Source organism: Symmachiella macrocystis, from assembly GCF_007860075.1.
In the GTDB taxonomy this organism is placed as follows: Bacteria; Planctomycetota; Planctomycetia; order Planctomycetales; family Planctomycetaceae; genus Symmachiella; species Symmachiella macrocystis.
Window position 1 is genome coordinate 1,002,446 of sequence record NZ_SJPP01000002.1, and the last position, 13,545, is coordinate 1,015,990.

Here is a 13,545-nt window from a genome sequence, read left to right on the forward strand (position 1 = left end):
TGCCGCAAAAGTACCGATGAATCTGCTTCTCAGTTGTCGCGTGCGAGCAAGGTCCCCCGAACCCTCCAGGACCAACTCGTCGCTGACGGTTGAAAAACCCGCCACACCCCGGATTGCGACCCGGAAAATGGAGAGCTCCGCGCATGCGTCTCAATAAAACGACACATCGGGCGCGTTAAAACCGTCATAAGCAGTATCGGCGCTCTAATCGTCAAACTTTGACTCTTTTGAACGAGGCACGACCGCAATGTACGGCTTGCCCAAAAGTTTTTTGACGACAATCATCTCCCCCGCGTCGTTGCCCTCGATGGCATGACCCAGGAATTGCAGCGCATAACCGGCAATAAATGCCCCCAACGCCCACTGCCAGTTGTGATGCACTAAAAAATACACCGGCAGGGCGAATGTGATCGGCAACCCAATGAGATGCAGAAATTGGTTGCCGGGATGCTGGTGCCTTTCGAGATAATTCTTGAAAAAACTCACGATCGGCTCACCTGTCCTTCAGAGAAATTTCGACTGGGAACGACTTCGACCACCCACCGCGAAGCCGCGTCCCACAGCGTTTCAACATAGCAGCAGCTCAAACAGCATCTCACCCCTGCTCGGCTTCGAAGCGTTGCATGAATTCAATCAACGCGTCCACGCCGTCTACGGGAAATGCATTGTACAGGCTGGCCCGCATGCCGCCCACGCTGCGGTGCCCTTTCAGTCCGCTAAATCCCGCCGCTTCTGATTGCGAGATAAACTTGGCATCCAAATCCGCATCGCCCGTGACAAACGTCACGTTCATTTGAGACCGGCTTTCCAGATCAGCAGTGCCGTTAAACAGACGACTTTGATCCAGGTAAGCGTACAGTTTGCCCGCCTTGTCACGATTCTGTTCACCAACCGCTGCCAGTCCGCCGCGGGCTTTGATCCATTTGAAGATCAGCCCCATGATGTAAATGCCGAACGTCGGCGGGGTATTGAACATCGAGTCGTTGTCGGCGTGCGTGCGGTATTGCAGCATCGTGGGAATGTCTGTCGGTCCCTGCTGCACCAAATCGTCGCGGATGATGACCAACGTCACGCCGCTGGGGCCAAGATTCTTCTGCGCACCGGCGTAGATCACACCATATTTTGAGACGTCGATCGGCCGGGAGAAAATATCGCTACTCATATCGCACACCAGCGATTTGCAAGCGACATCCGGAACGGTTGCGAATTGCGTCCCGAAGATCGTGTTGTTCGACGTGTAATGCGTGTAGATGGCATCGTCGCTGTAGGCACAATCGCTGGGGATATAACAAAAATTGCGATCCTGGCTGCTGCCGGCGACATGCACATTGCCAAATCGCTGCGCCTCGGTCACTGCCTTTTTGGCCCAGGACCCAGTGACCAGATAATCAGCCGTGCCCTCCTTAGGCAGGAAATTCATCGGCAGCATAAAGAACTGCGAAGAGGCGCCCCCTTGCAGGAACAAGACGTGATAATTGTCGGGAATCGCCGCCAACTCCCGGCAAAGCGAAACCGCCTCCTCATACACGGCAACAAACGCCTTGCCGCGATGGGAATGTTCCATGATCCCCACACCCGTATCGCCCAAGCTGAGCAGATTTTCGCGGGCTTCCTCCAAAACCTCCACCGGCAGAACCGCGGGACCAGCAGAAAAGTTGTAGACACGTTTCGTCATCAGTCCAGTTTCCTAAATCTATAGAGTCCCACTCCCGGCGGGAGTTGGTTTTCGACGGCAAGGTGCGCGTTGGAGCGGTGATCGGTCCCGCCTGCTTCAAGCGACGCGCGAAATGCCGACATGTCTCGTTTTAAAACAGCCCATTGCGTATAGCGATTGACAGGGCGACTCGTCAATGGTTCGCCCATGTTGCTACGACCGCCCAGAGACTTGCAATTCTGCAGGCAAGCACTGAGGATTAACGCCTCAGCAGTAAAATACGCCTCATCGCCAGACCACTGGCGAAAATATATTGATATCGAGTCAGGAATGCCATGACGGAGCGGGAAAGCAGCAGTCTGCCGAATGCGTTTACCTTTTCACCCCAGGCATGCACACCGGTCGAGACACCGTTTCGCCGGATCACGACAGCATTGCCCGCCCCCGAAACAGCGCCAGTTCTGGCCGATGCGGTGCGGTATTTCCCGCAGGTAAATTGCTATCAGCCGCCGATTGTCTGGGACCGTGCTGAAAGGTATCAGGTTTTCGACGCGGCCGGGAACTGCTGGATTGATTTCAGCTCCACCGCCGTCGCCTGCAACAGCGGCCACGGACATCCGGCCATTCGGGCCGCCTTAGCAGCGCATGTCGAGCAAGGATTGTTGGCGCAGTTCAGTTTTGCCTCCGAAATCCGCGTACGACTGGCCCGCCGCTTAGTAGAGTTGGCCCCGCCCGGCATGGATAAGGCTTACCTGTGGACGGTCGGCTCCGAAGCCATCGAGGCCGCTTTGCGAGTGGCGCGGGAATGGGGGCAGAAACGGGATCCGCGCAAATATCACCTCCTCGCCTTTAGCGGCGATTTTCACGGTTGGACATTAGGGGCGCACCAACTCTCAGGCACATCGGCGGCGAAACCCTGGCTGCAACATCCCGACACGGCGATTCACCACATTCCTTTCCCCAGCGACAATCGGGACGGACCAACGCAACTCGACGAATCAATCGCCGCACTGGCTGAACGTGACGTCCACTCCGATCAGATCGCGGCCGTGTTCATCGAGACCCTGCAAGGTTGGGGCGCTCTCTCCTTCCCGGTGGACTATATGCAAGCATTGCGCCGTTGGGCGGACGCCCATGAGGTTCTATTAATATTCGATGAAATCCAAACAGGATTCGGACGAACGGGTAAACTGTTCGCCCATGAACATTACGATGTGCGCGCCGATCTGCTATGTGTGGGTAAAGGAATTTCGTCGTCGCTGCCCTTAGCGGCGGTGTTGGGACCAGCGGCGATTTTGGATACGCTGAACCCCGCCGACATCACCACCACACACGCCGGACACCCTCTCTCGTGTGTAGCGGCATTGGCAAACTTGGATGTCATTTTTGATGAAGGATTGATCGAAAAAGCGGACCGAACCGGACTGATCGCCCGCGAGGAACTGCGAAAGTTACAGCAACGCTTTCCCGAGCACATCGCCCAGGTCAGCGGATTGGGCCTACTCAACGCAATTCACCTGCGCGATCCAACCACCGGCGAACCAGACAAAGCACTGGCACGCGATTTGGTCTGGGAAGCGGTCAAACGGGGGGTGATGTTATTTCATACCAATCGCGAGACAGTCAAAGTCTGTCCGCCATTGGTCATCCCCACCGAGGCTGTGGTCGATGGAATTGCTGGAATTGGCGAAGCCTTGGAAACATTGGTGTGACCGATAATAAGACAACCATGAGTGCGAAGAGGAACGAAATGACGAACTGGCAAATTCTAACGGCAAGCATAGTGGTGGCCGCCTTATCTGTTTCCCCATGCCGTGCAGACGACACCCGCATCTCAGTGATCGAAACCGATCCGCAAACCGGGCTTGCCGTTGCCGTCAGCATCGACAACGTGGCGTTGGCCCACACCTCGCAGCTGTTGCCTTTGGACGACGACGGAAAACTGATCGGTCCAGACGATGCACCAGCCCAAACACAGGCGCTGCTCACGCAACTGCCGGACGTCCTCAAACTAGCCGACACGGACCTAACACGCGTCGTCAAACTCAACGTCTATCTCGCTGATGACGCACAAGCAGATGCCGTGCAAACTGTGCTGAAAAAACAACTCGCCCACCACGCCCAACCGGCGATCACATTCGTCTCGGGAACCTTGGCACAACCGGGCGTATTAGTCGCGCTGGATGCCGTCGCAGCTATTCCCGGCGACGGTCCGCCACAGGTTTCACATATTTCCCTCCCCGGCGCTGCCCAGGAACGCCCGGCAACGGTTTCGATTCTGCCGCGCGGCGGTGTGGTGTATATCTCCGGACAAGCGGAAAAAGGGGACGACCTCGCCGCTCGCACGCGCAACACATTGGCCAATCTGGAGAAGACCCTGAAGTTTCTGAGTTTGAAACGCGCACAAGTCGTTCAGCTCAAATCATTCTTGAATCCCATGACCGACTTGGCCGTCGTCGAAGATGAAATCGCCGCACACTTTCAAGGCGGCCCTCTTCCCGCGCATGTCCCTGTCGAGTGGACTGCAACCGATAGCATCGAAATCGAGTTGATCGCCTACCTCCCCGCAGCCAACGGCGATGCCGATCAAGCACCGTTGACATTCTCCACACCACCCTGGATGACCTCCTCGCCGGTATTTAGCCGCGTCGCGACTGTCGGCACTGGACGGCGGGTGTACATTTCCGGACTATACGGAAACAGTGCAACAGCGCAGGTTCCTGAAATCTTCAAACGTTTAGCGACCATTCTGAAAAAATCGCAGAGCGACTTCGACCATCTAGCCAAAGCGACATATTACGTCTCCGATGCGGCAGTCAGCAGCGCGTTGAATGACTACCGTCCCCAAGTCTACAACCCCCAACGTCCGCCCGCGGCTTCTAAAGCGGCAGTGCGCGGCGTGGGCCGCACGGGGCGAACCATCACGCTCGACATGATTGCCGTCATTCCCAACTAATATGTCCGTTGGCCTTCCTCGCCGATCGCACAGCCGTGAACGCAACCCGCTCATCGACAACTGAACGCGCCTTGACCGCAAACACCTCTTCACAGTGGGGCGGATGGACCGCCGTTTACCGCTTGGGAATCGCGGTCATCGGCGTATTGATTCTCGTCGTTTCCTTCACATTGCGGGATCATATCGGTGCCGTACTGTGGAGCACCGCAGCGGCAATTGGCACCTTGATGGTCATCTCGTGGCTGGTCCATTTTTTAGTGGAGCGCCGCATGCGCCAACCTCTGCAGGACTTGGCCCTCGTGCTGGAAAAAATGACCGAAGGCCGCTTTGACATGCCCCTTTCCGCCACCACGGCGGTCGCCTACCCGGGCTTGGCGGAATCTTTGGCCAAAATGTCGGTCCTCGTTGCCGGACGAATACGTCAGCTGAAAACCGAACGGGACCAATTACGGATTGTGATCGACAGCCTGGCCGAAGGTGTCATCGCCGTCGATTCGGAACAACGGATCATACTCGCCGGCGGCGCAGCGTGTCGCATGTTCGGCTTGACCGAAGGGACCGCGCTCGGCCGCCCGATTTGGGAGTTGATTCGCAATCCGCCATTGCAGGAATGGATCACAACAGCTCTCAAACAATCGGCGCCCATTCAGGGGGAGATGCAAATCCATACTCCCAAGACGCGAATCTTGGCAATGAGCGTCGCCCGCTTGGCCGGGAAGCCGGCGCCGGGAGCAGTGGTCGTCGCGCACGACATCACTGAGATTCGTCGCTTAGAAAAAGTCCGGCAGGAATTTGTCGCCAATGCTTCCCACGAACTCAAAACACCGATCACCTCGATCCGTGCCTACGTGGAAACACTGCTCAGCGGAGCCATCGATGACGTCGATCATCGCATCGGGTTTTTGAATACGATTGACGAACAAGCGGGGCGTTTAGACGCGACCGTGCGGGACCTGTTGACGTTGGCACATATTGAAGCCGATGATGCAAATCCAGCTCCTGCGCCCACCGACATAGCCCACATCGCCCAGCGCTGCAAAGAACACCATCGCCCAGCCGCTGACCGCAAGCATGTGACCGTCACGCTACACGCGCCCGAAACTCCGGTAATCGTGCCCATTGGCGACGAAGCCCTGGATACGATCCTATCCAATCTGGTGGACAACGCCATCAAATACACGTCGGAAGAAGGTTCTGTGACGGTCTCTTGGTACGCCGAAGAATCGCAGGGAGTGATCGTCGTCGAGGATACCGGCATCGGTATTCCCCAAAAACATCTCGACCGCATCTTCGAACGCTTCTACCGCGTCGACCGCGGCCGTTCACGCGACCAAGGGGGAACCGGCCTGGGGTTGGCGATCGTCAAGCACATGCTGCAGTCGGCCGACGGCCAAATCGAACTCTCCAGCACAGTCGGCCGCGGCACGACATTCACATTGCGATTTCCATTGGCACAGCCCTCGTAAGCACTCAGCCAGACCTGTTCGGTAACACCAACCCAGACCTGTTCGGTAACACCAACAACGGGTCCCACCACTGGCTCGTTCAGCACTGCTAGTAAAAGCGGGCGCCACTGCTGCCTTGTTGTTCAGCAGCTTAAGACTTTTTACCCGCCATGCGGTTGGTGACTGCTAGGATAAGAAACAACGCCGCCCCGGCTGTGGTCATCATAATGCGGACCGTGTTAAAGGGCGGATCGTCGGCGGCAATTTCGATCTTGTGGGGGGCCAATAACAGCACTGCCGACACCAAGGCGATCATGCGGGTTTGGTCGCTGAACCGCTGAAACATAAACCCGGTAATCCCCGCCGCCAAGGCAACCGTTCCCAGCACGGCAATCCCGACTTCGACCACCACAAGTCCCCAGTTTGCCGGTCCTCCGTTGATATTCATCAGCAACAGTTCCGGGCGATAGATGAACATGTAGGGGAGCACAAACCCGATGAGAGAAAATCGAAAAGCAGCAAAGGCGGTCCGCATGATCGTCGAACCGGCAATCGAAGCACTGGCGTAGGCAGCTAGCGCCACCGGGGGAGTGACCATGGACATCATGCCAAAATAGAAGATGAACATGTGGGCGGCCAACAACGGTACGCCCAATTCACCCAACAGCGGCCCCATGAGCGTCGCCATCAGTAAATAACAAACGGCCGAGGGAACTCCCATGCCCAAAACAATCGAAACCGTCATGATACCCACGAGCGCGAAAAACAGATTGTGCTCGACCACCTTGGCAATCTCGCTATTGAAATCGCCGGCAACACCGGTGGCTTGAACAATCCCGATGATGATCCCCACACAGGCACTAGCGGCAATCAGCGATACCCCGCCGCGGGCCGATTTCACGAGTGCATCGCGAATCATCCGAAAATTGATTTTGCGCGGATTGTCCCGAAAAAGCCAATTCCGTAGCAACAGCCATTGCTCAGGAAAAACTCGACTGAACAGAAAAACCCAGAGAACTGGAAGGAGTTCCAAAAGTGTGATTGCGCCAATCGTTGTCGCTTGGAATCCTTCGAAGTGATTCCGAGTCAAGAGAATGACGGCCACGGTCCAAAGGAGGATAAAACTTGCAGCGATCGGCAATCGGCCCAAAACAAGAATCACCCCGAGCGTGAAAGTTACTGCTCGGAACGCAGAATACGGGACAAGTAAAAACCCGATCAGCGAACCTAAGGCCCCAAAGAACACGATGCCTTCAAATGAAAACAGCAAATGCCAAATCGTGCGGTCTTTGCTTTCAGACTCATCGACCTCATGCGCACCGATGCGTTTGGCCGAAAAGTGTACGATCATGAAGATCGAAAAGTAGTAGAGGATTGCCGGCACAATGGCCGCCCTCATGATTGAGACGAATCCTCCTTTGGGATTGACGATCTCCAGCATCATGTAAGCACCCGCGCCCATAATTGGCGGGACCAATGCTCCTCCCGACGCAGCGGCGGCCGTGATGCCTCCGGCAATGTGCGGCTTGAATCCGGCGTTGCGCATCATGGGAATCGTGAACGTGCCGGTGGTGACGGCATTGGCGACCGCACTGCCGGACAGCGAACCCATCAACCCACTGCCCAAAACAGCGATCTTGGCCGGACCACCGGCGCTGCCGCCGAATATTTTTTCGGAAAAGTCGATGATGAACTGCGTGCCGCCGGTGATTTCCAGCATCGCGCCGAAGATCACGAACAAGAACACGTATTTGAACATCACATTCAGAGCCACACCGAAAATACCGGTGCTTTGCAGGAATGTACTTGAGGCTATTCCGTCTAGGTCTAAACCGGAGTGCGGAAACGCCCAATCCGGCAATGAGCGACCAAAATACGCGAACAACAAAAAAGCGACGGCGAGAATCGGCAACGCCAATCCGATCGAACGACGAGTGGCTTCCAACACCAGCACCAGACCGACCAGTCCCACGTACATGTCGACCGGAAGGTTCATGCCCGCGCGATTGCCCAACGACTGACCGTCGATCCACCAGCTCTCGAACAACGGCTCCATTTGCACGACCACATACCCGCAGCACGCCACCGTCCCAGCCGCCAACACGAAATCGAACAGTTGCGAAATTTTCGAATGCTCAAGTTTTTTGTGCAGTGGAAAGGTAAGGAAACAGAGCACCATTCCCAGCATGGCAAAGACGGCCAGCTTGGATTGTTCCTGCTGTAACAAGTGCGTGAAGCTGTTCACCTCCAGCAACGTGAACAGACACAACACGACGGCTAATGTCGGAATTAGCGCGCCCTTAATCCGCTCAATCATCGAGTGCGTTTCCTATTCAGCGGATTCTTCTTTGGCAGCGGGTTCTTCACCGGCAGGCTCAGCGGCGTCTGCATTGGGCCAGATGCCGATTTCCTTGTAGTAGCGAATCGCGCCGGGGTGGAACTCGGTGCCGGTGTTACGCACGACAACCTTGGGATTAATCGCTTTCCCCGCAGCATGCTTCTTTTGCACTTCGCTGGCGTTCTCATAGATGGTCTTGGTGACCTGATAGATCATTTCCTCATCGACGTCGGCGTGTGTGATGAGTTGCATGCTGCCGACATTCAAGCCTTCAAAGTCCTCCGTCAAATCGGAATAAACATCCGCTTTGATGGTCGCCGGATGGAAGAAGGGATACTTTTCAATCAGCGACGCTTTGGCGGCTTCATCAAACGGGATGAAATGGATGTCGTGCGTCGAACAAGCCTGTGTGATCGACGCTGTGGGGACCGCTCCGCCCAAAAAGGCTGCGTCGACAGCGCCATCGCCCAGTTCGTCCACGGCGGCCGATTGAGTGTTGTTCGAAGGAATAAAATCGTCGTAAGTCACGCCGTGCTCTTCCAGCAGCGGTTTGATAAAGAATTCAAATCCCGCGCCCGAGGGACCGACCACAACGCGTTTGCCTTTGAGTTCGGTAATAGTTTGGGGGCCGCCGCCCTCTTTGGAAATGAACATGGCCACATTGGGGGCCAGCGTCATCACCGATTTGATGGGATATTTTTTGTCCCAACCCTCTTCGCCGCGTACGGCAAAATAGGTAATCGCAGCATTGGCCAGACCCAATTTCAACTTGCCGGAATCAATCCCGCGAATGTTCTCCTGCGTCCCTTTGGTCCCTTTGGCGGTGACTTTCCAGTCGTTGTCCCCTTTTTGCGAATTGAGCACCTCAGCCAGCGCGTTTCCAACGGTGAAGAATGCTCCGCCGGCCGGGGCTGTGCCCATATCCAAAAATTGCCGTCCACCGCCGCTGCCATTTCCTCCGCCCGTCCCATCGCCGTTACCGCCACCTCCGCAACCAGCCATGAAGAGCGTCGCTGCCATCGTGAGACAAGCGCCGACCGGGACGCACCATTGGGTCAGAATACGTTTATGATCTGTCATACAGCCGCCCGTGTTTTTTTAAGGGAAATTTCGTTCATTCGACTGCTTTAAACTAGCAACTCCCCGTGCGACTTTCCAGCAACCTGCAGTTGAGTCCGCAACGCAACGTGTTTTCCCAGGCGACACATTTGGCCGTTAAGTTCTGCCCAGATTCCGCCGTCAGCTTCTGTCGATTGCCGCCCGTCCTCCCCCCTGCACTGCAAACGGTCAAAGCGTGTCTGCGATGCGCGAAATTATTGCAAAGACTTCTGTTGATCGACCCAAATACGTCCACCCAGGCAAATCGCCCTCCCACAAAAAACCATATTGTTTCGTATCACAAATTAAGCGGGCGCGTTGTCCGGTCGAGATCGCACAATGCGACCGCAAGCGGTCGGTTTGGGATTTTTGATCTCACCCCGAAAAAATCTGTGTTTAATCTGTGTTCAATCTGTGGCTAGAGAAAAAACGGCCACGCTTGGTTGGAGGTCTGCCACGCTCAGGTTGTTGCAGCGGTAGCCTTTCGAGCACGGTGACTATAGGATACAGATCGAAATGTCTGATTTCTCGTTTCCGCACATCTTGTTCGCGGGTCCGTTCAATTCTATTTGCCCAAAAAAAACTCCCCCATGCCCACACAGACTTCCATGAGTAATTCCGAGACTGCGTCTGACGAAAAAACAGGCCGCGTTGTCGCCGTGATGCCGGCCTACAATGCCGCTACGACACTCCGTAAAACCTTGGCCGATATTCCCGCTGGGACCGTCGACGAGATCGTGCTGGTCGACGACTGTAGCAGCGACAACACGGTCGAACTCGCCCGCGAATTGGGACTGACGGTGATTGAGCACGAGCACAACCTGGGCTACGGAGGCAACCAAAAGACCTGTTACCGCTACGCTCTGGAACATCAAGCTGAGTTTATCGTGATGATCCATCCCGACTATCAATACGACAGTCGCGTGATCCCGTTGGCCGTTGAAATCCTGCGGTTGGGAATCTGCGATTGCGTACTCGGTTCGCGGATTCGCACGCGAAAAGAAGCCCTGGATGGGGGCATGCCGCCGTACAAGTATTTCGCCAATCGGATGCTGACGATCGTGGAGAATATCGCACTGGGGCAGAATCTGGGCGACTTCCACAGCGGCTTTCGCGCTTACCGCCGCGAAGTCATAGAAACCATCCCGTTTGAGCGCAACTCGGATGACTTTGTCTTCGACAGCCAATTTCTCGCACAGGCTGTCCGTTTCGGATTCAAACTGGGAGACATCCCGGTTCCCGTCCGCTACTTTGCCGAAGCCTCAAGCATCAACTTTCAGCGAAGTCTCAAATACGGCATCACCACGTTGGGTGTCTTAACGCAGTATTGGGCACACAAACTACGACTCACCCGCAACCCGCTGTTTCAACCAACCGATCCCGCCTAGACCGCCCGCAGCCTGCGAATTCGGCAATTCCAATGCGGCGAATACCTTTGAGTCGCGATAAGTCCTTGATCACACCAAAGACCGAGTGTGCCACTGGCTCTGCCAGTGTTTTGCAATTCGCTAAGAGGTTGGGTTTTGCACTGGCACTCGCCCGTATCCGATTAGTTAAACACACCAAAGTAGAACGCGAACAACTGCCGGTCGTCGTACGGTTGGTCGGCCACAGGCACAGCCCAGTCGAGGGCCAACGGCACGGGTCCCAAGGCGGGAACTGTGATTCGCAGACCGGCACCCACCGAGGCTCGGAAGTGGCGGAAGGTGACGTTTTCCTCAACCGTACCAAAGTCGGAGAAGACAACCGCCTGCACACTGTCGTTGGCCATCAACGGCACCATGTATTCCACCGTTCCCAATGTCAGGAATTCCCCACCGACCGTTACGTCGAACTCCCGCGGTGAAACGCCGCGAAAACGGAAACCACGAAAGCTTTGGTAACCCCCAGCATAGAACTTCTCGAAGATCGGCGTATCTTCGCCGGTGTATCCAAATTGGCCCCGCAGAGTCACGATTTGGCGACCACTGCCATCGGCACGCGAGCCCACTTGAAAATACTGGCTGCCTTCGAGTTCAAATTTCGGGTAACTGTAATCGCCAAACGCCTGCTCATAGGCGGCTTCGACGAAGTGTCCTTCGCTCGGCAAGAACGCCGCATCACGCGTGTCGTGAGAAACGCTGGTGCGTACGGTCGACAGAAAATTGTTGCCCACTGCTTCTGCCAACGAAGGGGGTGTCGGAACGTCGGGATTCGAGATTTCGACATCTTCCAAACGGAACGCCGTTCCAATGGACCATTCGCGATCGAGTTGCATCCCCAGGGTGACGCGGCCCCCTAAACGTTGTTCATCCCAGTCGTTATAAATCCGATTGAAGAAGAATCCGCTGACTCCAAAACTCACGTCACGGTCAAACAATGTAAACGCATAGGGATCGCGCCAGTTGGCCAAATACCGATTCACGACCGTACCGGGCACGGCTTCCAAACGGAATTGCTGACCCGCTCCTCGCCAGGCCCGTCCGGACCAGATGTCATCCCAACTGGTCGGGGGACGAAAAATGTCAAAGTTGCGTTCATCCAACACCACCGATCCAACCAATCCGCTATCACTGTTCACACCAGCACCGATCATCAACCGTCCGGTCTGTGCTTCTTCGACTCCCACTTCCAAGTCCAACATCCGAGAATCGACCCAGTCAGCCTGCGGAAGTCCCAAGGAGTCGCCAAAGGGATCCCCTTGCGGGCTGTTACTCACGATCGGATTCTGTGCGGGTGCATCGGTGTATTGGGCGCGAACCACCTCCCGCGCGGCATTTTCAACTTGTTCATTGTCGATTTGTTTGACTTCCAACGAGGGAGGCGCCCCCGGTTGGCCTCGGCCGGCAAACAACTGCGAGCCTTCCAATCGACTTTTTGCCAACTTCAACACGGCCGGATCGGCCAAGTCGCCCGGTTTGATCGGAATGCGATCTAAGACCGTCGACTCTTTAGTCGTCGGATACTCGCCTTTGAATTTGACAATAATTTTATTGATGCGATATGGCTGATCTTCGTTGACGTCAAACACCAAATCCATCTTGCCCGGTTCGTCGTAATACTTCGACCCGGTATTCACGACCGCAAAAATCCGGCCCAATTTGCCGTAGGCCGCTTTGATCATGGCGATGTCGGTGTTCAGTTTTCGTTCGTCGAACTCATCCCCTTCGCGCAGTTTGAGTTGTTCGCGAAACGTCTCCTCGGCAATCACGCGAGGGCCGTTAAAGCGAATTTCGCCGACCTTATAACGAATTCCTTCGTCGATCGTATAGGTGAGCTGCACCTTCGAGCCGTCCTTGGACTGCTTGACGTCGTTTTCAATTTTGACGTCAAAGAATCCCAGACTAAAATAGTATTCCTTCAGGGCCACGATATCGTCGGGAATGCTGGCCGGGTCGAATTTCCCGCCGAAGAATCCCAACTTACGTGTTTTGGTAACGACTTTAGTTCTCAACAACGGTCCGGAAAAGAAATCGTTTCCTTCGAATTTGATTTTGGTGACGACAACCTTGGGACCTTCATCGATCACAAAGACCACTTCACGGTCATCCTCGTGGTCCCCCTTCTCCAACGTCACTTTACAGTGAATGAATCCTTTTTCTTGGTAGTACGATTCAATCGCCCGCACCGAATCACGGTTCAAGCTGACGTCGAACGCACTTCCTTTGCGCAGATTCGTAATCGCCGCAAGCTGCTTGGTTTTGATTTCCTCGTTACCTTTGTAGACCACGTCCTGCAAGATCGGTCGTTCGCGAACTTTGAACACCAATACGTACCCATCGCCATCGTCCGCCTCGCGGAGATTCGGCTTCACATCGAAGAACCAGCGTGTCTTGTGTAACGATTGAACTTCGGCGCGGATTTGTTGTGAGGTGACCTCTTGGTCCGGGCGGATCATAATTTTGCGGGCGATCGCATCGACGGGAATGGTGCGGTTGCCTTCCACTTCCACGCGACGAATCTTGAGCAGACCCTGCTCGCGCACGGATGTGGTTTCAAACTCCTGTGCGGCGGCGACGCGCAATCCCAATTCCGGCGAGACCGAACCCGCCGTAACAAACACCAGCACAGCCAG

9 protein-coding genes are annotated in these 13,545 nt (G+C 55.4%); 4 read left to right on the forward strand and 5 right to left on the reverse strand.

Annotated features, from left to right (window positions below):
* Window positions 1-204: 204 nt before the first annotated feature.
* Together CA54_RS21925 and serC are read right to left on the reverse strand one after the other, a co-directional pair.
* Complete coding sequence (locus tag CA54_RS21925; protein ID WP_197532706.1) at window positions 205-486, reverse strand: DUF962 domain-containing protein; 282 nt, start codon at window positions 484-486, stop codon at window positions 205-207.
* A gap of 109 nt (window positions 487-595) precedes the next feature.
* Window positions 596-1,675: a 3-phosphoserine/phosphohydroxythreonine transaminase gene (gene serC / locus CA54_RS21935; RefSeq protein WP_146373100.1), complete on the reverse strand. Its 1,080-nt coding sequence runs from the start codon at window positions 1,673-1,675 to the stop codon at window positions 596-598.
* 314 nt (window positions 1,676-1,989) lie between these two features.
* Here serC and CA54_RS21940 point away from each other — a divergent pair, with 314 nt between their 5' ends.
* The 3 genes from CA54_RS21940 to CA54_RS21950 all read left to right on the forward strand — a co-directional run bounded on the left by CA54_RS21940 (window position 1,990) and on the right by CA54_RS21950 (window position 6,076).
* Window positions 1,990-3,366, forward strand: a complete 1,377-nt coding sequence (locus tag CA54_RS21940; protein ID WP_146373101.1) for an aspartate aminotransferase family protein — start codon at window positions 1,990-1,992, stop codon at window positions 3,364-3,366.
* Window positions 3,367-3,404: 38 nt separating this feature from the next.
* A complete protein-coding gene (locus CA54_RS21945; protein ID WP_197532707.1) occupies window positions 3,405-4,610 on the forward strand; it encodes a RidA family protein in 1,206 nt (401 codons plus the stop codon).
* Window positions 4,611-4,681: 71 nt separating this feature from the next.
* Entirely contained in the window at window positions 4,682-6,076 is a 1,395-nt protein-coding gene (locus CA54_RS21950) for an ATP-binding protein (protein ID WP_146373103.1), read from the forward strand.
* Between the two features lie 130 nt (window positions 6,077-6,206).
* On the opposite strand, the gene CA54_RS21955 is transcribed toward CA54_RS21950, so the two are convergent.
* Together CA54_RS21955 and CA54_RS21960 are read right to left on the reverse strand one after the other, a co-directional pair.
* Window positions 6,207-8,372, reverse strand: coding sequence for a TRAP transporter permease (locus CA54_RS21955; RefSeq protein ID WP_146373104.1), 2,166 nt, complete (start codon window positions 8,370-8,372; stop codon window positions 6,207-6,209).
* Between the two features lie 12 nt (window positions 8,373-8,384).
* Window positions 8,385-9,473, reverse strand: a complete 1,089-nt coding sequence (locus tag CA54_RS21960; RefSeq protein WP_146373105.1) for a TAXI family TRAP transporter solute-binding subunit — start codon at window positions 9,471-9,473, stop codon at window positions 8,385-8,387.
* 608 nt (window positions 9,474-10,081) lie between these two features.
* Here CA54_RS21960 and CA54_RS21965 point away from each other — a divergent pair.
* Window positions 10,082-10,879 (forward strand): glycosyltransferase family 2 protein, encoded by a 798-nt coding sequence (locus CA54_RS21965; RefSeq protein ID WP_231963160.1) that lies wholly within the window; start codon window positions 10,082-10,084, stop codon window positions 10,877-10,879.
* 161 nt (window positions 10,880-11,040) lie between these two features.
* Here CA54_RS21965 and CA54_RS21970 read toward each other — a convergent pair whose 3' ends face one another.
* A complete protein-coding gene (locus tag CA54_RS21970) occupies window positions 11,041-13,539 on the reverse strand; it encodes a BamA/OMP85 family outer membrane protein (RefSeq protein ID WP_197532708.1) in 2,499 nt (832 codons plus the stop codon).
* Between the last annotated feature and the right edge of the window lie 6 nt (window positions 13,540-13,545).

Bases quoted from the DNA above. Each gene is read 5' to 3' on its own strand.
- CA54_RS21955 (WP_146373104.1), bottom strand. From the start codon at position 8,372: ATGATTGAGCGGATTAAGGGCGCGCTAATTCCGACATTAGCCGTCGTG.
- serC (WP_146373100.1), bottom strand. From the start codon at position 1,675: ATGACGAAACGTGTCTACAACTTTTCTGCTGGTCCCGCGGTTCTGCCG.
- CA54_RS21945 (WP_197532707.1), top strand. From the start codon at position 3,405: ATGACGAACTGGCAAATTCTAACGGCAAGCATAGTGGTGGCCGCCTTA.
- CA54_RS21965 (WP_231963160.1), top strand. From the start codon at position 10,082: ATGCCCACACAGACTTCCATGAGTAATTCCGAGACTGCGTCTGACGAA.
- CA54_RS21960 (WP_146373105.1), bottom strand. From the start codon at position 9,473: ATGACAGATCATAAACGTATTCTGACCCAATGGTGCGTCCCGGTCGGC.
- CA54_RS21940 (WP_146373101.1), top strand. From the start codon at position 1,990: ATGACGGAGCGGGAAAGCAGCAGTCTGCCGAATGCGTTTACCTTTTCA.